We start from the raw sequence: 19,319 nt of genomic DNA, 5'->3' as shown, positions 1-19,319 counted from the left end.
CGGTGACCACCACGCGCGTCCCCGCGCTGCTGATCCTGTCCTCGACCTTCCTGGCCGCGGGCGCCAACGGCATCTCCATGGTCGCCTTCCCCTGGCTGGTGCTGCAGCGCACCGGCAGTGCGGTGGATGCCTCGATCGTCGCGGGCGCGGCAACCCTGCCGCTGTTGTTCGCCACCCTCATCGCCGGCGCCGCCGTCGACTTCGTCGGCCGACGCCGGGTGGCGATGCTCTCCGACGCGCTGTCGGCCCTCGCGGTGGCCGCGATCCCGGTCCTGGCGATCGCGTTCGGCACCGACGTGCTGACCACCCTCGTCCTGGCCGCACTGGCCGCCCTCGGCGCGTTCTTCGATCCGGCCGGTATGACCGCGCGGCAGTCGATGCTGCCCGAGGCGGCCGTTCGCGCGGGCTGGACCCTCGATCACACCAACAGCGTCTACGAGGCCGTGTTCAACCTCGCCTACATCACCGGCCCGGGTGTTGGCGGCCTGCTCATCGCCACGCTCGGCGGTGTCAACGCGATGTGGGTGACCGCGGCGCTGTTCGGGCTGGCGATCCTGGCAATGGCGGTGCTGCGGCTGGAGGGCACCGGGCGCCCGGCGCGCGAAAAGCTGCCGGAGAGTGTGGTTTCCGGAGTTGTCGAAGGCTTGAAGTTCGTCTGGCGCAACCGGGTTCTTCGCACCCTGGGCCTGGTCGACCTCGCCGTCACCGGGTTATACCTGCCGATGGAAAGCGTGCTGTTCCCCAAGTACTTCACCGACCGCAACGAGCCGGCCCAGCTGGGCTGGGTGTTGATGGCGTTGTCGATCGGCGGGCTGATCGGGGCGCTGAGCTGGACCGTGCTGTCGAAGGTGGCCAGCAAGCGGACGACGGTGCTGACGGCAGTGCTGACGTTCGGGATCGCGGTGACGGTCATCGCGTTCCTGCCGCCGCTGCCGGTCATCTTGTCGTTCGCCGCCCTGGTCGGCCTGGTGTACGGGCCGATCGGGCCCATCTACAACTCGGTGATGCAGACTCGCACCCCTGAGCAGCTGCGCGGCCGGGTGGTCGGGGTGATGACGTCGATGACCTACGCCGCGGGCCCGATCGGGTTCACGGTGGCCGGCCCGCTGGTCGACGCGTTCGGTCTGACGGTGACATTCCTGGTTCTGGCGGTGCCGATCCTGGCGATCGGCGTGCTGTGTCCCTGGCTCCCTGCCCTCAAGGAGCTGGACGACGACGCCGCCTAGGATGGCGCAATGGCCGTGAGCGCTCTGGCCGGCCTGGCCGCCGAGCTTCCCGACGGGGTCGTCGTCACCGACCCTGACATCCTGGCGTCCTATCGCCACGACCGCGCCGCCGACCCTGCGGCCGGGATGCCGTTGGCCGTGGTGCGGCCCAGCCGCACCGAAGAGGTGCAGGCGGTGATGCGCTGGGCATCGGCGAACCGCATCGCGGTGGTGCCACGCGGAGCGGGCACCGGACTCTCCGGCGGCGCGACCGCCGTCGACGGCGGGATCGTGTTGTCGACGGAGAAGATGCGCGACATCACCGTCGACCCGGTGACGCGCACCGCCGTCGTACAGCCCGGCCTGCTCAACGCCGAGGTGAAGAAGGCGGTCGCCGAGCACGGCCTGTGGTATCCGCCAGACCCGTCGTCGTACGAGATCTGCAGCATCGGCGGCAACATCGCCACCAATGCGGGTGGTCTGTGCTGCGTGAAGTACGGCGTGACAACCGATTACGTGCTGGGCCTGCAGGTGGTGCTGGCCGACGGCACCGCGGTGCGCCTCGGCGGACCGCGCCTGAAAGATGTTGCCGGGCTGTCGCTGACCAAGCTGTTCGTCGGTAGTGAAGGCACCCTCGGGGTGGTGACCGAGGTGACGCTGCGGCTGCTGCCTCCCCAGCCGTCGGCGTGCACGGTGGTGGCGACGTTCGATTCGGTGGAGGCCGCAGCCGGTGCGGTGGTGACGATCACCGGACGCATTCGGCCCTCGATGCTGGAGTTCATGGATGCGGTGGCCATCAATGCCGTCGAAGACAAGCTGAGGATGGGCCTGGACCGCTCGGCGGCGGCGATGATGGTGGCCGCATCCGACGACCGGGGCCCGGCCGGCGCCGAGGACGCCGAGTACATGGCCCGCGTCTTCACCGAAGCCGGTGCCAAAGAATGCTTTTCGACCTCCGATCCGGCCGAGGGCGAGGCGTTCGTCGCGGCCCGCAGATTCGCCATCCCAGCGGTGGAAGCCAAGGGTTCGCTGCTCCTGGAAGATGTCGGAGTGCCGCTGCCCGCGCTCGCCGAGCTGGTGGGCGGGGTGGCCAAGATCGCGGCCGAGCGCGACCTGACGATCTCGGTGATCGCCCACGCCGGCGACGGCAACACCCATCCGCTGATCGTCTTCGATCCCGCCGACGCCGCGATGGCCGAACGAGCCGACAAGGCGTTCGGTGAGATCATGGACCTGGCGGTGTCGCTGGGCGGGACGATCACCGGCGAACACGGCGTCGGCCGGCTCAAGAAGCCATGGCTGGCAGGTCAATTGGGTCCCGAAGCCATGGAACTCAACCGCCGGATCAAGGCCGCGCTGGATCCCGACGGAATTTTGAATCCGGGCGCGGTCATTTGACGCAAGGTGGCGCGCGGGTTCTACCGCCTGGCTAGGGTGGACGGCGATGACTCACTCCCCCACGCAGTTCGAGATCGCAGTTCCGCAAGCCGATCTCGACGACCTGCGCCGCCGCCTTGACTCCGCCCGATTTCCCGCCGAGCTGGCCGGCAGCGGCTGGGATTACGGCACCGATCAGTCGTACTTGAAGGCGTTCGTCGAGAGGTGGCGCGACGAGTACGACTGGCGGGCAACCGAAGCCGAGCTCAACGCCGTGGGCTCCTTCGTCACCACAGCCGCCGGCCAACGCGTCCACTTCCTGCACCGCAGGTCCGCCGACAGCACCGCGATCCCGCTGGTGCTCGTGCACGGGTGGCCGGGGTCGATCATCGAGTTCCTCGACGCCCTACCGCTGCTGCACGCGCGGTTTCACGTCGTGGTGATCTCGATGCCCGGATACGGCTTCTCCGGCCCGACCACCGAACGCGGCGTCGACACTTCGGTCGTCGCGGCGGCGGTCGCCGACGTGATGACGCAACTGGGCTACCAGCGCTTTCTGGCTCAGGGCGGCGACTGGGGCGCCCTGGTGGTGCGATACCTCGGCGAGCACTACCCGGATCGCACGGTCGCCATCCACACCAACATGTTGTTCGCGTCCGCCGAGGGTCCCGACGCCATGGACGGTGTCACCGACGAGGAGATGGCCGCATTCATCGCCTCCGCCGAGCGGATGGCAGAAGGCACCGCATACATGGAAATCCAAGGCACCCGGCCACATTCACTCGGCTACGGGCTCGAAGACTCGCCGGTGGGTCTGGCCGGCTGGATTCTGGAGAAGTTCCATGCCTGGAGCGACGTCCGCGACGGCATGCCGATCCGCACCGACCGGCTTATCGACAATCTGATGATGTATTGGCTGACCGGTACCGCCACCTCGGCCGCGCGACTGTACTACGAGGCCGCCCACGCCGGCACCGGTGCGCTCAGCCCCTGGTCGGGCCGGGTCGACGTCCCGACCGGTTATGCGGTGTACCCGGCAGAGCTGGTGCGGATCCCGAAAGTGTGGGCGCACAAGCACTATCACCTGGTGCACTACTCGATTCAGGACCGCGGTGGCCACTTCGCGGCGTTCGAGCAGCCGCAACTGTTCGCCGCGGACGTGCTTGCCTACGCCGATGTGCTCGACGAGATGGGCGTCTTCAGCGAGTGACGGTCCGCGTCAGCGGGCCCCGCGGACCAGCCGGCCCGGACGCGCGCCGGTGTCGACGCCGTCGCGGCGCGTGACGGTGCCGCTGACGATCGTCGCGGCGTAGCCGGAAGCGCCTTGCACCAAACGGTTTCCGCCGGCCGGCAGGTCGTAGGCCATCTTCGGCGGATGCAACCGCAGTGCGTCCATGTCGATGACGTTGAGATCGGCCTTCTTGCCGACCTGGATGACGCCGCGATCGCTGAGGCCGAACAGCTGCGCCGTGTCGTGGGTCTGCTTGCGAATCAGATGCTCCAGCGGCAGCTTCGCACCACGGTGCCGGTCGCGGGCCCAGTGGGTCAGCAGGAACGTGGGATAGGAAGCGTCGCAGATCATTCCGCAGTGTGCACCACCGTCGGACAACCCGACGACACCGGCCGGATGGGTCAGCATCTCGTGAATGGCGTCGCAGTTGCCGTAGGAGTAGTTGAAGAACGGCAGCATCAGCATGTTGGTGGCGTCCGCCTCCAGCATGAGGTCGTACAGCGTGGCCAGCGGGTCCTCGCCGCGGTCGGCGGCGATCTTCTCCACCGTCCGCTCGTCGGTGGGCTCGTAGTCCGGCGGGTCGCCCAGGTGGTAGATCCGACCCAGGGCGTACTGGACGAGGATGTTCATATTGTCGAACAGCTTGTTGGGATCGGGCGGCAGATCGTCTTCGCCGAGGATCGCGGCCTTCACCGCCGGGTCGGCGAGCCGGTGCGCCAGCTCCTCACGACCCAACTCCCCCTTCAGCTTTCGGAAGGTCGGGCGGTGCGTGAACGCGTGGTGGCCCGGGAATCCGAACAGCATGCCGAACGGGCGCGCCGCGATCTGCGGGTAGAGCCGGGCGCCCGCGGCGTGCGCGGCCGCCGAGATGTCCATCTGCTCGCGCCACAGGTCGGGCGCGGCATCCACCTGGATCAGGCCGAAGGAGATCGGCCGGTCGATCTCGGCGCCCAGACGCTGCATCCACTCCAATTCCTTCTTCGGAGCGATGATGTCCTCACCGGCCACGCCCTGCGGCGCCAGCTCGAAGACCGCCTGACCGCCGGCCGCCATCGCCCGGCCCAGGCCGAACAACTCGTCCTCGGCGGCGAAGGTGCCGGGCACGGGTTCACCGTCCATGGCGCGGTGGCCGAGGGTGCGCGACGTCGAGAACCCGAGCGCCCCGGCTTCGATTGCCTCGCGGACCAGGCGGCCCATCGCCTCGATGTCGTCGGGCGTCGCGGGCTCGTTGCGCGCCCCGCTCGATGTCTCGGCGTCGCGGGCTCGTTGCGCGCCCCGCGCTCGCCCATCGCGTAGGCCCGCACCGAGCCGTGCGCCACCTGGCTGCCGACGTCGACGGCGTAGTTCCCCTTGCCGATCACATCGAGGTACTCGGGGTAGCTCTCCCAGCCCCACGTCATGCCCTCGGTGAGCGCGCTGCCGGGAATGTCCTCGACACCCTCCATCATCTGGATGAGCCACTGTTCGGACCCGGGCCGCACCGGCGCGAAGCCGACACCGCAGTTGCCCGCGACGATGGTGGTCACGCCGTGGTTGCTCGACGGTTCGAGCAGGCTGTCCCAGCTGACCTGACCGTCGTAGTGCGTGTGGATGTCGACGAATCCCGGCGCCACGACTTTGCCTGTGGCGTCGATGGTTTCGGCTGCCTCGCCCGCCAGCGGCGCGTCGGACGCGCTGCGGCGCCGCACCTCCACGATCTTCCCGTCCTTGACGGCCACGTCGGCGATGTAACGGTCGGCGCCCGTTCCGTCGACGACGGTCCCGCCGGTGATCTTGAGGTCGAACATGGCTACTCCTCGACACACGATGTCAATGGGATTCCGTCGCCAATGTAACACCGTTACAGGGCCTCGTGTAATACCGTTTGGAGAAGATTTCCAAGGAGGCGCATGGTGACCCACACGGCGCACGATGTTCGACGCGAAGACGCGATCGGCCCGCCTCCGGCCAGCCCGACCCGCGTGCCCGCCGCGCGCTACTACTCCCCCGAGTTCGCCCACCTCGAGCGCGAACACCTCTGGCCGCGCGTCTGGCAGCTCGCGTGCACACTCGATCATGTCGCGGAGCCGGGGGATTACTTCGAATACCGGTGCGGGACGTTTTCGGTCCTGATCGTCCGCGACGACACGCAGCTGCGGGCATTCCAGAACGTCTGCCGGCACCGCGGCAATTCGCTGTGCACGGGCGCCGGCTCGGAGGTGCGCGAGCTCCGCTGCGGCTACCACGGCTGGACGTGGGACCTGGCCGGGGCGTTGAAGCGCGTACCCAACCGCAAGGGTTTCGGTGCACTGCACCTGGAGGACTTCCCCCTGATCGCGGCCTCCGTCGAGGTCTGGGCAGGACTGGTATTCGTCAATCTCGACACCGACGCGATGCCGCTCGCCGAGTATCTGGAGGCGCTGCCCGCCGATATCGCATGGAACCGGCTCGAGGATTTCCACTGCTACGCCACGATGACGATCGAGGTGGACGCCAACTGGAAGACGATCGCCGACGGCTACAGCGAGACCTACCACATCCAGACGCTGCACCCCGAGCTGCACCGGTGCATGGATGATGTCTTTGCACCGCAGCAGATCTGGGGTCATACCGGTAAGTCGGAGCAGTTCTACGGCGTGCCGAGCCCGCACCTGAAGGAGCCCATCTCCGACGACGATGTCTGGGATGCGTATGTGACAACCCAGGGCATGCTGATGGGCGTCGAGGAGGGCACGCCGTACCCGGGTGGCGATTCGGTACCTGATGTTATTGCCTCTCGCACAAGGGAGTTCGCGGCCAGTCGCGGGGTCGACCTCGGTTGGGCGAGCACCGAACAGATCATGTTGCTACACCAGTACAACGTGTTCCCCAACCTGACGTTGCTGACCAACGCCGACCACCTGACGGTCATGACGTCACACCCGGGCCCCGATCCCGACCACGGCGAGCTCGTCATGTACCTGTGGACCCGGATGGCGCCGAGCGCACCGCGTACCCGTCCTGTCGACGTGCGCATGACAGCCGAGGAGGCTCATCCCGGTCTGGTTCTGACGCAGGATATTTCGGTCTTGGCGGGGCTGCAGCGCGGGCTGCGTCAGCCGGGGTTCACCCACCTGACGCTGTCCAATGAGGAGCGGCGCGTGATCAACCTGCACCGCAATCTCGAGCGCTACCTCGACCTTCCGGCGGCCGACCGCATGACCGGAGGTGAGCCGGGTGGCCCGCAGTCCTGACCCGGTCACCGCGGAGTCGATCCTCGACGCGGCGGCCAGGATGATCGAGCACGACGGCGTCGACGCGTTCACGATGCGCGGGCTCGCCGAGCAGCTCGGTGTCGCGGTGACCTCGATCTACTGGCATGTCGGCGGTCGCGACAAGCTGCTCGACAGCCTGGTCGAACGGCTGCTCGGCGACATGGCAGCCTTGCCCGCGGACGCCGACGACCCCGCCGAGCGCATCGCGGCTCTGGCCCGCACCCAGCGCCGGGCGCTCATCGACCGGCAGCATCTGCTGGGCATCGCGCACGAGCGTAACCGCACCCCGGCGTTGTTCCTGCCGGTGCAGCAGCGGTTGGCCACCGAACTTGCCCGCCTCGGCGTCACCGGAACCGACGGCGCGCTGGTGCTGCGGGCCATCGAGGTCCACGTCATCTCGTCGGCCATCATGCAGTTCTCGGCGGTGCGCGGCCCCAAGCACGACGAGGAAGACCCGACGCTGTGGGCCGACGACTGGCCGGACCGTGACCTGGTCCGGGCATTGCAGTCACCCACCGACTACGACGCTGTCTTCGAGTACGGCCTGGCGGCGCTGTTGGCGACCTTGCCCGAGGACCCCAGCGACTCGTAGGTCATTGCGAAGTTGGGGGCGAAACAACCCCTTAGCTGGCTATTTCACGAATGCTTCAGGACCGCTGAACATCGGTGCCCCACAGTCGGTAGGTCCCGGGCATCGCGGCGCGTCGCGCACACCGTCGGCCGCCCCGAAATCAACGTGAGACCACAGCCAACGAAAGACACCCATGTTTGACCACTACATCGCCCCGCTCGCGCGGATCGGAGTGCTCACCGCGCTCCTCGGCGCCGAGGTTGCACTCGCCCCGAACAACTACGAGGTGGGGCTACACCAGGCAAACCTGCAAATCGTGGTGCACGACGACGCTGCGTCGGCGACACCGCTGTCACCAGCTCTTCCACCGCTGCCAGAAAGCCCCCGCACGGCCCAGCGGTCCTCGCTTCTCGTGGTGCCGCCGTCGAGCGCCGGCCGAGGGTCGTCGTCGGTCCCGGCAGTTTCCGCACTCGAGCGCGGCCGCACCGTCACAACGACATTCGCCGCCATCCCAGGCCCGGCGACACTGCCGACCGTGCCGCGGCGCGACCGCCGCAATCGCACAGCGGCGGAATCTCGCCCGGTAGCGGTGATCGCTCACGCTGCCGCGGCCAACCCAGTCCGCGACTTCATCGCCATCTTCATCAGCAACGGGGACGAACCGGGCGAGAACGCCGGTCTGCTGATCGGCAACGGCGCCGACGGCGGGCCCGGCCAGAACGGCGGGCGGGGCGGTTTGCTGTTCGGAAACGGCGGCAACGGAGGCTCGGCGACCGTTCTGGGCAGCGGCGGCGACGGCGGCCGCGGCGGGCTGCTGGTTGGAAATGGCGGAAACGGCGGAAACGCAAAAGGAGCAGGCGGCGGCGGCGACGGCGGCAGTGCCGGTTTGTTCGGAAACGGCGGCAACGGCGGAGCCGGAGCGGACGTTGGCACCAACTTCCTGGGCGCCGGCGGCAACGGCGGCCAGGGGGGCGCCGCCGGAGTGTTGGCGGGCAACGGCGGTAATGGTGGTCAGGGCGGCAGTGGCACCAACGGCGTCGAGTCGGCCGGGGGCGGCAAGGGCGGCGACGGCGGCCGGTCAGGGTTGTTCTCCGGCAGGGGCGGCAACGGCGGAAACGGTGGCAAAGCGGTCAGCACGAACAGCGCCGGATTCGGGGGTGCGGGTGGACGAGGTGGCGACTCCTACCTCGGTGCCGCAGGCAACGGCGGTACCGGCGGCTCAGCATTGGGCAAGACGAGCGCCACGGGCGGGTCTGGCGGTCAGGGTGGCGACACTGTCGTGCGAGGCAACGGCGGCAACGGCGGTTCCGGCGGCAGCGCCAACGGTGGAACGCTGACGGAAGCCGGCAATGGCGGCAGCGGCGGACATGGCGGGTTCCAGGCCGGGATAGGAGGAAACGGCGGCTTCGGCGGCACCGCGCAGAGCACCGACGGTCAGGGCTTCGGTGGGCAGGGCGGGACAGGCGGAAACGGAGGCCTGCTCTCCGCGGGCGGAACCGGCGGCCAAGGCGGCCAAGGCCGGTCTACCAACGGACCCGGAATCGGCGGTGGCGGTGGCAACGGCGGCAATGCCGGGCCCGGCGGGCTGGCCGGCCTTGGTGGCGCCGGCGGGCTGGGCAAGACCGCCAACGGCGCCAATGGTGTGCCGGGCAAGGGCCGCAGACGGGTGCAATGACCGGCTGATTGCCGTGCGCCGGCCAATGGTGAAACCTGTAGGGCGTGGGGCTGATGTTTCGGATGCTCGGCGAGGTCGACGCGCTTGTCGATGGACGCCGTGTGGACATCGGTCATATCCGGCAACGCAGCGTACTGGTGTGCCTGCTGGTCGACGTGAACCGCCCGGTGTCGCCAGATGCACTGATTGACCGGGTATGGGCCGATGCGCCACCTGCGAGGGCGCGTAATGCTCTGGCAGCGTACGTCTCTCGGTTACGCCGAGCGCTCGCCGTCGAGGTCGGCCAGGCGCGCATCACCCACGGACCTGGCGGTTACATGCTGCAGGCCGATGAGCAGTCAGTAGATCTGCATCGCTTTCGGCACCAGGTTCGCGACGCCCGAAAGACGCAGAACTCCGTCGACGCGGTGATGCTGTTCAACGACGCGCTTGACATGTGGGCCGGGGAACCACTGTCCGCAATCGATACACCCTGGGCCAATCAGCTGCGCAATTCGCTTGCTGCTGAACGCCTTTCGGTGATCCTAGACCGAAATGACGCTGCCCTGCGCGCGGGCCGGCACGCAGAAATTCTCGGTGAGCTCCTCGAGACAGCGCAAGCCCATCCACTCGATGAACGGGTCGCTGGTCAACTGATGGTTGCGCAGTATCGCAGCGGCCGGCAGGACCGAGCCCTCGAGACCTACCGGCTCGTGCGCGAACGCCTGGGCAACGAGCTCGGCGTCGACCCGAGTCCGGCGCTGGAGGCGGTATACGTTCAGATCCTTCACCGTGACGGTGGCTCGCCGATGACCGCGTCGCCACCGCCTTCAGTTCGCCACATCCCAAGGCGCCCAACGCGCCTCATCGGCCGCGCCGGTGTTGTGCGCTCGACGCTCACCGCGCTGGACGAGAGCGCACTGGTCACTCTCACCGGCGTCGGAGGCGTCGGCAAAACCAGGCTCGCACTGGCCGTCGCGCACGAGGTGGTAGACCGATTTGCCGACGGTGTGGTCGTCGTCGACCTTGCCCCACTGTCCGACGGGACAGCCGTCAGTCGCGCGATATGCACTGCTCTGCGATTTCAACCGGGAGCGGATCGCAGCCCTGACGATGCGCTCGTCGAATTCCTGCAGAGGCTGCGAATGCTGCTGGTGGTAGACAATTGTGAACACGTCCTGCCCCATGCCGCTGGGCTCATGGACCGCATCACCACACACTGTCCTGAGGTGAAAGTTCTTGCGACGAGCCGGGAATCGTTGGGGATCGAAGCTGAGTGGGTGGTGCCGGTCAAACCTCTGAACGAGGAAGCGGCCACCACGCTGTTCGTCGAACGAGCCAGAGCCAGTCGGCCGGATTTCGATCCCGAGCGTGAGCGGGCTGGGGCGGTCGCCGATATCTGCCGTCGGCTCGACGGACTGCCGCTGGCCATCGAGCTCGCGGCGGCTCGGATGCGGGCGATGTCGAGTGCCGACGTCGTGCGCAGGCTCGATCGACTGCGACTATTCAGTGGTCGCGGGAACGGCGCTCATCCACGTCATCAGAGCCTGACCGCAACGATCGACTGGTCGTATCAGCTGCTGACGGATCAGGAACAGACGCTGTTCGCGACCCTGGCGGTGTTTGCGGGCGGATTCGATCTCGACGCCGTACACGCGGTGTGCGCCGCCCATCTGATGAGCGAAGACGATTCTGTCGAGCTGCTGATGGGGCTGGTCGACAAGTCCATGGTGGAGGTCGACACCGGCCCCGGCGCCACCCGCTATCGACTGCTCGAGACACTGCGGGCCTATGGCCTCGAACGTCTTGCGGACACGGGGCGGCTTGCCGAGATGAGGATGCGCCATGCGCACTACTTCACCGATCTCATCGCTGCAGCCGCTGCCGGAGTCAGAGGTGCGCAGGAGGCGGAGTGGATCGCACGGTTCGTCACCGAACCGGCCAGATACACCGCACCGGACTACGACAACCTGCGCTCGGCGTTCGAGACCATGGTCACCGTGGGTGACGTCGACCGCGCGCTGCGACTGGTCGTCTCACTTCCCGAGGTCATGTTCATGCGCATCGGAGTGCATTCCGGTGAGTGGGCCGAGACGGTAGTGGAGATCGCCGACGAGGATCATCCGTTGTATTCCGCTGCGGTGGGAACCGCCGCGCGCGCAGCATGGTTCGCCGGGAGCTATGACCGTGCACGACAACTGGTCGCGCTGGTCCCGCAGCGGTCGGCGAGTGCCGACGTCTCCTATTGCGCTGATCCCGCCGACATCCTCGCCGATATCGCACTCTACGAAGGCGACCCGGCCGCGGCTCTGGAGCATTACCAGCGCGAGCTGATCCCCGCTCGCGTGGGGACCGATCCGCACCGCTTGGTCTGGGTTCTGTACAACATCACCGTGTGCCATGTGGCGCTGCGTGATCCCGGCGCGGGTGTGGCCGCCGGCAGCGAGGCCATGCAGGTCGCCGACAGGGTCGCCAATCCCACGATCCGGGCGATGGCGCACTGCGCGCTCGGACGGGCGCTGACCTCCAGCCAGCCCGAGCGGGCGATGACGTTGTTCGAGCGAGCCCGCGAGCTCGCCGCCGGTGTGGGCAACAACTGGCTGATCGGTATCGCCTGCGCCGAGGATGCCGCGATCCGCGCTGTGCACGGAGATCCGGTAACCGCGGCAGGTATTTTCGCCGACCTCGTCGACCATTGGGAGTTCGGCAGCGCAGGAATCGGCTCCTACCAGTGGGACACGCTGGCGGATGTGGCGCGCCTTCTGGCACGTCTTGGCGCGCACGCGGAAGCTGCGGCGCTGCACCGGGCACTCGTCGAGGCCGGCCGTGAACCGCCACTCGGGGGGCCGGCCGCAGTCCAACGGGAGCTGGCAACGGTTCTCAGCGGCCACGACGCCGTAGAACTGGCCAAAGCCACGTTGCGCCGATACGTCTGAGAGACAACCCGTTTCCTTTTGCTCGACGAATCGCACAGAGAGGTGCTACCGTCCACAGCTGTCGATGCGCGACAGCGCTTCCCCGGACGAGATGTGCGCCGTACCCGGCTCGTTAAGACGACGCACCTTGGAGGGTTGATGTCTGTCAGCGATATATGCCGCCTACCTGCAGCGCGACCTCTGGATGTGCGATGGATCCACGGTTCGATCTCCGCAAAGCACAACGCTGATCCCGACATACAGGTCTATTGGTACGACGACGACACAGTCATCTTGCGCCAGAACATGGCCATCGACTACGAAGCGCCGTTCATGTTCCTGCTCTTCGGACGCGACCGCGCTGTGCTCCTCGACACCGGCGCGACAGCATCTTCGGAGTTCTTTCCTCTGCGGGCCGTGGTGGACGAACTGATCGAGCGTTGGACCAGCCGCCGCGGCCACGCAGGGCGACAGGACTACGAGCTGCTGATACTTCACACTCACTCGCACGATGACCACGTCGCCGGCGATCACCAGTTCGCCGGCCGCCCCGCCACGGTTCTGGTGCCGGCCGATAAAACCACGGCGTGGCGCTATTTCGGTTTCGCCGGTGAACCTGACGCGGTCAAGACGGTGGATCTCGGGGATCGCACCCTCGACGTTCTCGCCACGCCGGGCCACCAGGACTCAGCGGTCACCTTCTATGACCGTGCGACCGGTATCTTGTTCACCGGCGACACAATCTACCGCGGCCGTCTCTATATCGTTGACTGGCACGCGTTTACGCTCAGTGTCGACCGCTTGGTCGCGTTCTGTGACTCCCGCCCGGTAACCCATGTGATCGGGTGTCACATCGAGATGACAAATACCGCAGGCGTGGACTATCCCGTCTTGACATCCTTTCAGCCCGACGAACCGCCGCTGGAAATGACCGTCGAGCATCTGCGCACGGTCCAGACCGCGTTGCGCGACGCCGGCCCCAAACCCGTGCGGTACGTCTGCGACGAGTTCATCCTCTGGCCCGAGGACGAGTAGTTCCCTTCGCGGCCGCACGTGACGACAGACAGCCTTGACACAAGGCCCTTCCTGTCGTAACTATAAGACATGACCGCTGTTGTGTCTCACGAAGCCGAGGCCCGCTTCGAGCTGGCCACCGCCGAGACCTGGGGTGACCGCTGGCAGATGTACCGGGCACTGCGTGACCACGATCCGGCGCACCACGTCGTCCCAGAGAATCCCGACCACGACTATTGGGTGTTGTCCCGGCACGCCGACATCTTCGCCGCGGCCCGCGACCATGAGACGTTCTCGTCGGCCCAGGGCCTGACCGTCAACTACAACGAGTTGGAACTGATTGGCCTGCAAGATAACCCGCCCATGGTGATGCAGGATCCCCCGGTGCACACCGAGTTTCGCAGGCTGGTGTCACGCGGGTTCACCCCACGGCAGGTCGAGGCAGTCGAGCCCAAGGTGCGCGACTTCGTCGTCGAACGCATCGAACGGCTGCGCGCCGATGGCGGCGGGGACATCGTCACCGAACTGTTCAAGCCACTGCCGTCGATGGTCGTCGCGCACTACCTCGGCGTGCCCGAGCAGGATCGCGACCAGTTCGATATCTGGACCGAGGCGATCGTGGCGGCCAACGCCAGCGGACTGAGCGCTCTGGGATCGGTCGGCGACGCCATCGGTTCGATGATGGGCTACTTCACCGAATTGATCGAACGGCGCAGGCGCGAGCCCGAAGACGACACGGTGTCGCACCTGGTGGCTGCCGGTGTCGGCGCCGACGGCGACATCGCCGGGACGCTGTCGGTGCTCGCCTTCACCTTCACCATGGTCACCGGCGGCAACGACACCACCACCGGCATGCTCGGCGGATCGATGCCGCTGCTGCACCGGCGTCCCGACCAGCGCCGCATGCTCGTCGACCAGCCGGAGCTGATCCCCGACACCGTCGACGAACTGCTGCGGCTGACCTCTCCGGTACAGGGTCTGGCCCGGACCACCACCTGCGACGTCGAACTGCACGGCAAGACCATTCCGGCCGGACGCAAGGTGCTGCTGCTGTACGGATCAGCCAACCGCGACGAACGCCAATACGGCCCGGACGCCGGCGAACTCGACGTCACCCGGCGTCCGCGCAACATCCTCACCTTCAGCCACGGCGCGCATCACTGCCTCGGCGCGGCCGCCGCGCGTATGCAGGCGCGAGTGGCCCTGACCGAATTGCTCTCGCGTTGCCCGGATTTCGAGATCGACGAGGCGGGCATCGAGTGGGCCGGCGGCGGTTATGTGCGACGCCCCCTGTCGGTGCCGTTCCGGGTGCGCGGCTGATGGCGGGCGACTGGCTGAGCTCGCGGCGGGCAGAGGTGGCCTCCGACCGCATCCTGGACGCGGCCGGCGAGCTGTTCGCAAGCAACGACGTCCGAAACGTCGGCATGAATGACATCGCCCGTGCCGCAGGGTGTTCGCGAGCCACGCTGTACCGCTACTTCGAGAACCGGGAGGTGCTGTACACCGCATACGTGCACCGCGAGGCCTACCGGCTCTACGAGCAGTTGACCGAATTGATCGACGGCATACCCGACCCGCGGGAGCGGCTACTGACCGGGCTCACCACGTCGATGACGCTGGTGCGCGAAAGCCCTGCGCTGTCATCCTGGTTCGCCACCGCCGACTCCCCCATCGGCGCGGAGATGGCTGAGCAGTCCGAAGTCATTCAGGCGCTGACATCGGGCTTCCTGTTGTCGCTGCGGCCCGACGACCCCGAGGTCGTCCACCGCCGCGCCCGCTGGCTGGTTCGTGTGCTGACGTCTCTGCTGATCTTCCCCGGCCGTGACGCCGAAGACGAGCGAGCGATTCTCGAGGAGTTCGTCGTTCCGATGGTGTGCCCCAGCGACTCTGCGGTCACACCGGAGGGATCACCGTGATTCCCGTCTGCACCATTTGCAGACGATCACCCGGGTTCACCGGTACCCACGGGGTGTTGTAGACCGTGTTGGGAACCCGCGTACTGATCCGGTAGACGACTTGCCCATTTCGGGCGAAGTAGCCTTGAAAAAGAGCACCGAAGCCGGGCGTGCATCTGGCACCCATCGTCCCGAAAGCTCGATACAGAGTGGGTTTGATGACCTGACCGCCAGTGGCGGAACATCCTCCCGAAGCGTGAGCCTTTGCGGCGACACCCCCGGATGCACAGATCAGCACGCCGACCGCGAGCCCAACGGTCCGTATCGGACGCATCGTCCGTTGCTTCCAATTCATGTCTGACTCCCCCGGTTCAAGCTCGTCCTGCTGCACCCTTATGACTGCAAAGGACGAAGCTGCTTATAGAGGGAGATCGTCGGTCCCGGAGACGTCCTGGACCCGAGTATTGGACTACTCGATTCGTGGAACGGTCGCGAACCGACTACGCAATCACTAGGTGCGCACCCGGGTGAAGCGGTGCAGCAGCCACGCCACCGGGATCGTCATGATCAGCGTGACCACGAACAGCGCGGGCGCGGACCCGGTGTAGACCGGCCAGTGCAGCACCTCGACCATGGCGATCTCCATCACCACCAGGTGGACAAGGAAGATTTCGTAGGAGATCTCGCCGAGCCACACCATCGGCCGGGTGGCCAGCGCCCGGGCGTACCAACCGCGGTTGCCCAGTGCCAGCGGCGCGACGACCAGCGTCGCGATCACGGCGTAGAACACAGTCTTCACCAACGCCTCGGCGATGCCGGTCGGCGACGTGGTCGGCTCGCCGGCGATCGGGGTGGAGACGATCACGAAGCTGACCACGGCCAGCGGCACCGCGATGAACCCGAAGACCCGAACTCCGATGGCCTGCAACACCGTCAGCAGCATGCCGCCGATGAACCAGGCCAGGTAACCGGGCAGCCACAGCCGAGCCCCGCTGGGTAGGAAGTCGGTGGTGTGCACCAGCACCATCCAGGCGGGGCTCATCAGCGCCAATACCGCCAGCCCGGTCAGCAGCAGGCCAGGGCGCCAGCGCCGGCGGCACACCACGACCAGCAGGAGGTAGGCCAGGAAAGGCAGCGCGATGTAGAACGCAACCTCGACCGCCAGGCTCCACATCTGCGTAAGCCCTTGGTGCAGATAGCCATTGAACATGTAGTTGTCGGTGTAAATCTGGGTGAGCGTGAGGTTCCGCAGCAGCCCGATCCAGGTGTGGCCGGGATTGGGTCCCGCCGAACGGAAGTGGTAAATCAGGTAGGCGGCCAGCACGGTGATCACGTAGGCCGGCATGATGCGCCGTACCCGATGCCAGGCATACCGCCGCAGCGACGGTGCCGCCTGCCTAGCCGCGGCGGCGCGCACCCACGGGCCGAACAACAGGTAGCCGGACAACACGAAGAAAATCGGCACGCCGATCTCCAGCCGCGAATACACCAGGCCCACAAACCCATGCGTGTATTTGCCGGTCGTGTAGGCAGCGTGCGTACCCAGCACCAGCAGCGCCGCGACCGCGCGGACACCGGTCAGCGAGGCGACCCGGTCGACTCCCGAAACTGCTTCCAGTCCGCCTTGGTCGACCTGACCGGACACGGTCATCGGCTCGTGCGCCGGGGCTTCCCGCCGGAGGGACGCGAGTCTGGACGCGCGTCGTATCGTGGGCTGCCGCGATCAGGCTTCAGATCGATCAACACACCGGAAATACGAGTCTTCTCAAGCGCTTTCAGCGTCTCCTTGGACAGCTTGGCGGGCAGCTCGACCAGCGAGAAATCGTTCTTGATCGTGATGTGCCCGAAATCGCTGCGGTGCAGCCCGCCCTCGTTGGCGAGCGCACCGACGATCGACCCCGGACCGACCTTGTGCTTCTTGCCGACCGCGACGCGGTAGGTGGCCAGATCATCGCGGGTCTTGCGGGGCGCACGTTCGCGGTCCGGGCGATCCGGCCGGTCGGGCCGTTCGCGGCGCTTCTCCGGCGGCGGTTCGGTCAGCAGGAATTCTTCGCCGTTGCGGCTCTGCAGAGCCAGTGCCGCGGCGATATCGGTCAACGGCACATCGTTGTCGCGCTCGTAGTCCTCGATCAACCGGCGGAACATCTCAACCCCGGGGGCATTGAGCGCATCGGTGATCGAGTCCTTGAACTTCTCCACCCGCTGGGCATTGACGTCTTCGACCGACGGCAGTTGGCCCTCGACGAGCTTCTGCCGGGTGACCCGCTCGATCGAGTTCAGCAGGTGCTTCTCGCGCGGGGTGACGAACAGCAGTGCGGTGCCCGAGCGGCCGGCGCGGCCGGTGCGCCCGATCCGGTGCACGTAGGACTCGGGGTCGTGCGGGATGTCGAAATTCACCACATGCGAGATGCGCTCGACGTCCAATCCGCGGGCGGCCACATCGGTGGCGACCAGGATGTCGATCGAGCCGTCCTTCAGCTGGCTGATCGTGCGCTCACGCACGGCCTGCGGAATGTCGCCGTTGATGGCCGCCGCGGCGAACCCGCGGGCCCGCAGCTTCTCAGCAACCTCCTCGGTGGCCTGCTTGGTGCGGACGAACACGATCATCCCGTCGCCCTGCTCGACCTCGAGCAGCCGGGTCAGCGCGTCCATCTTGCGCGGATAGGACACCAGGTAATAGCGCTGGGTGATGTTCTCGGCGGTCTGGGTCTTCGACTTGACCGTGACCTCGACCGGGTCATGCAGGTATTTGGTGGTGATTTTCTTGATGCCCGGCGGCATGGTGGCCGAGAACAGCGCGACCTGCTTGTACTCCGGGGTGTCGGCCAGGATGCGCTCGACGTCCTCGGCGAAACCCATCTGCAGCATCTCGTCGGCCTCGTCGAGCACCAGGTAGTCCAGGTGCGACAGGTCGAGGCTGCCCTTCTCCAGATGGTCGATGACGCGTCCCGGCGTCCCGACGACGATCTGTGCGCCGCGCTTGAGGCCGGCCAGCTGTGGCACGTACGAGGAGCCGCCATAGATCGGCAGCACATTGACCTTGAGGTGAGCGCCGTAGCGGCTGAACGCCTCGGCCACCTGCAGGGCCAGCTCACGTGTCGGCGCCAGCACCAGGGCCTGGGTGGTGCGGTTGGCGGGGTCGATCTTGGACAGAATCGGGATCGCGAAGGCGGCCGTCTTGCCGGTGCCGGTCTGCGCCAGGCCCACCACGTCGGAGCCGGCCAGCAATGCCGGGATGGTGGCGGCCTGGATCGCCGAGGGGGTTTCGTAGCCGACATCGGAAACGGCCTGCAGCACCGCGGGGTGGATCTGCAGGTCGGCGAAGGTCTGGGGGGCGTCGTCCGGGGTTGTCATCGGATCTGCAGTCTACTGCCGCAGCGTGCCGTAACCCGCTTCTGCTCGGAAAGGCCGGTACCGTCGGCCGGTGTGTGGGTTCGGCTAGCGGCGGCGGCAGTCGTGGTGGGGGCAGCGCTCGCGGGCTGCAGCTCGGGTGACTCGACGGTGGCCAAGACTCCGCAGCCGACGACGAGCGCGGTGACCACCACCGAAGCACCGCCGCCCCCGCCCCCGCCGACGACCACCACGCCGCCGCCCGATCCGTGCGCGGTGAACCTGACGGCCCCCGCGATCGCGCAGACCGTCTCCGAACTGCCCCGCGACCCGCGCAGCGACCAACCGTGGAACCCGGTGCCGGTGGCAGGCAACTACAACGAGTGCGCGCAGCTGTCGGCAGTGATCATCAAGGCCAACACCAACGCCGCAAATCCGAACACCCGGGCGGTGATGTTCCACCTCGGCAAGTTCATCCCGACCGGCGTGCCCGACACCTACGGTTTCAACGGCGTCGACACCACGCAGAGCACCGGCGACACCGTCGCCCTGTCCTACGTCAACGGCTTGGGCATGCAGAGCGTGGTGAAGTTCCGCTGGAACGGCAATGGGGTCGAGCTGATCGGCAACGGCTGAGGAGTCGGTCCGCTCGCTCTACGCGACGGTCAGCACGCCCTGCATGTTGGCGTGGTACTTGCAGTGAAACGGATAGGTGCCTGGCGTCGTCGGGGCCGTCAGAGTCTCCCTACCGCCACCCGAGATCCGGACGTCGAACAGGTTGTTCTCGTCGGCCGTGACGGTGTGGTTCTCCGAGTCGTTGTTGACGATCGTCAATTGCTGGCCCGGTTTGACTGACGGCGGCACCGTATAGCTCATGTTCGAGATGACGATGTC

Annotated in this window: 14 protein-coding genes, 1 pseudogene and 1 riboswitch; of the genes and pseudogenes, 11 read left to right on the top strand and 4 right to left on the bottom strand. The window is 67.0% G+C overall.

Annotated features, from left to right (window positions below):
• Positions 1–2: 2 nt before the first annotated feature.
• Genes tap through D3H54_RS07885 form a run of 3 tightly spaced genes read left to right on the top strand, consistent with a single transcriptional unit; the run spans position 3 to position 3,792 of the window.
• On the top strand, positions 3–1,226 hold the full coding sequence (tap, locus tag D3H54_RS07895) for a multidrug efflux MFS transporter Tap (RefSeq protein ID WP_210419660.1): 1,224 nt from the start codon (positions 3–5) through the stop codon (positions 1,224–1,226).
• A 9-nt stretch (positions 1,227–1,235) separates the two neighbouring features.
• Positions 1,236–2,603: an FAD-binding oxidoreductase gene (locus D3H54_RS07890; RefSeq protein WP_149378575.1), complete on the top strand. Its 1,368-nt coding sequence runs from the start codon at positions 1,236–1,238 to the stop codon at positions 2,601–2,603.
• A gap of 46 nt (positions 2,604–2,649) precedes the next feature.
• Complete coding sequence (locus D3H54_RS07885) at positions 2,650–3,792, top strand: epoxide hydrolase family protein (RefSeq protein WP_149378574.1); 1,143 nt, start codon at positions 2,650–2,652, stop codon at positions 3,790–3,792.
• Positions 3,793–3,801: 9 nt separating this feature from the next.
• Here the strand turns inward: D3H54_RS07885 and D3H54_RS07880 are convergent.
• Positions 3,802–5,600: pseudogene (locus D3H54_RS07880) on the bottom strand (N-acyl-D-amino-acid deacylase family protein).
• Positions 5,601–5,702: 102 nt separating this feature from the next.
• Between D3H54_RS07880 and D3H54_RS07875 the strand changes: the two are divergent.
• From D3H54_RS07875 to D3H54_RS07845, 7 genes are all read left to right on the top strand, one after another.
• Entirely contained in the window at positions 5,703–7,025 is a 1,323-nt protein-coding gene (locus D3H54_RS07875; protein WP_149378573.1) for an aromatic ring-hydroxylating oxygenase subunit alpha, read from the top strand.
• Complete coding sequence (locus D3H54_RS07870; RefSeq protein ID WP_286199164.1) at positions 7,009–7,638, top strand: TetR/AcrR family transcriptional regulator; 630 nt, start codon at positions 7,009–7,011, stop codon at positions 7,636–7,638. The genes D3H54_RS07875 and D3H54_RS07870 overlap by 17 nt, the downstream gene beginning before the upstream one ends.
• Positions 7,639–7,810: 172 nt before the next feature.
• Positions 7,811–9,292 (top strand): hypothetical protein, encoded by a 1,482-nt coding sequence (locus D3H54_RS31460; protein WP_210419659.1) that lies wholly within the window; start codon positions 7,811–7,813, stop codon positions 9,290–9,292.
• Positions 9,293–9,345: 53 nt separating this feature from the next.
• Positions 9,346–12,207, top strand: coding sequence for an AfsR/SARP family transcriptional regulator (locus D3H54_RS07860; protein WP_286199264.1), 2,862 nt, complete (start codon positions 9,346–9,348; stop codon positions 12,205–12,207).
• Positions 12,208–12,268: 61 nt separating this feature from the next.
• Positions 12,269–12,334: riboswitch (guanidine-III (ykkC-III) riboswitch) on the top strand.
• 11 nt (positions 12,335–12,345) lie between these two features.
• On the top strand, positions 12,346–13,221 hold the full coding sequence (locus tag D3H54_RS07855) for an MBL fold metallo-hydrolase (protein WP_149378570.1): 876 nt from the start codon (positions 12,346–12,348) through the stop codon (positions 13,219–13,221).
• A gap of 69 nt (positions 13,222–13,290) precedes the next feature.
• Complete coding sequence (locus D3H54_RS07850; RefSeq protein WP_149378569.1) at positions 13,291–14,520, top strand: cytochrome P450; 1,230 nt, start codon at positions 13,291–13,293, stop codon at positions 14,518–14,520.
• Positions 14,520–15,116, top strand: coding sequence for a TetR/AcrR family transcriptional regulator (locus D3H54_RS07845; protein ID WP_149378568.1), 597 nt, complete (start codon positions 14,520–14,522; stop codon positions 15,114–15,116). Before D3H54_RS07850 ends, D3H54_RS07845 begins: the two co-directional genes overlap by 1 nt.
• Positions 15,117–15,606: 490 nt before the next feature.
• Here the strand turns inward: D3H54_RS07845 and D3H54_RS07840 are convergent, their stop codons facing one another.
• Positions 15,607–16,746, bottom strand: a complete 1,140-nt coding sequence (locus tag D3H54_RS07840; protein ID WP_149378567.1) for an acyltransferase family protein — start codon at positions 16,744–16,746, stop codon at positions 15,607–15,609.
• The gene (locus tag D3H54_RS07835; protein ID WP_149378566.1) at positions 16,743–18,449 is read right to left on the bottom strand and encodes a DEAD/DEAH box helicase; all 1,707 of its coding nucleotides are present in this window, start codon (positions 18,447–18,449) and stop codon (positions 16,743–16,745) included. Before D3H54_RS07835 ends, D3H54_RS07840 begins: the two co-directional genes overlap by 4 nt.
• A gap of 72 nt (positions 18,450–18,521) precedes the next feature.
• Here D3H54_RS07835 and D3H54_RS07830 point away from each other — a divergent pair, with 72 nt between their 5' ends.
• Positions 18,522–19,061 (top strand): LppP/LprE family lipoprotein, encoded by a 540-nt coding sequence (locus tag D3H54_RS07830; protein ID WP_149378565.1) that lies wholly within the window; start codon positions 18,522–18,524, stop codon positions 19,059–19,061.
• 18 nt (positions 19,062–19,079) lie between these two features.
• Here the strand turns inward: D3H54_RS07830 and D3H54_RS31705 are convergent, their stop codons facing one another.
• The gene (locus tag D3H54_RS31705) at positions 19,080–19,301 is read right to left on the bottom strand and encodes a cupredoxin domain-containing protein (RefSeq protein WP_286199163.1); all 222 of its coding nucleotides are present in this window, start codon (positions 19,299–19,301) and stop codon (positions 19,080–19,082) included.
• Positions 19,302–19,319 lie beyond the last annotated feature (18 nt).

The organism is Mycobacterium sp. ELW1 (genome assembly GCF_008329905.1).
GTDB lineage: Bacteria > Actinomycetota > Actinomycetes > Mycobacteriales > Mycobacteriaceae > Mycobacterium.
This window is presented reverse-complemented; position numbering and strand designations above follow the sequence as displayed.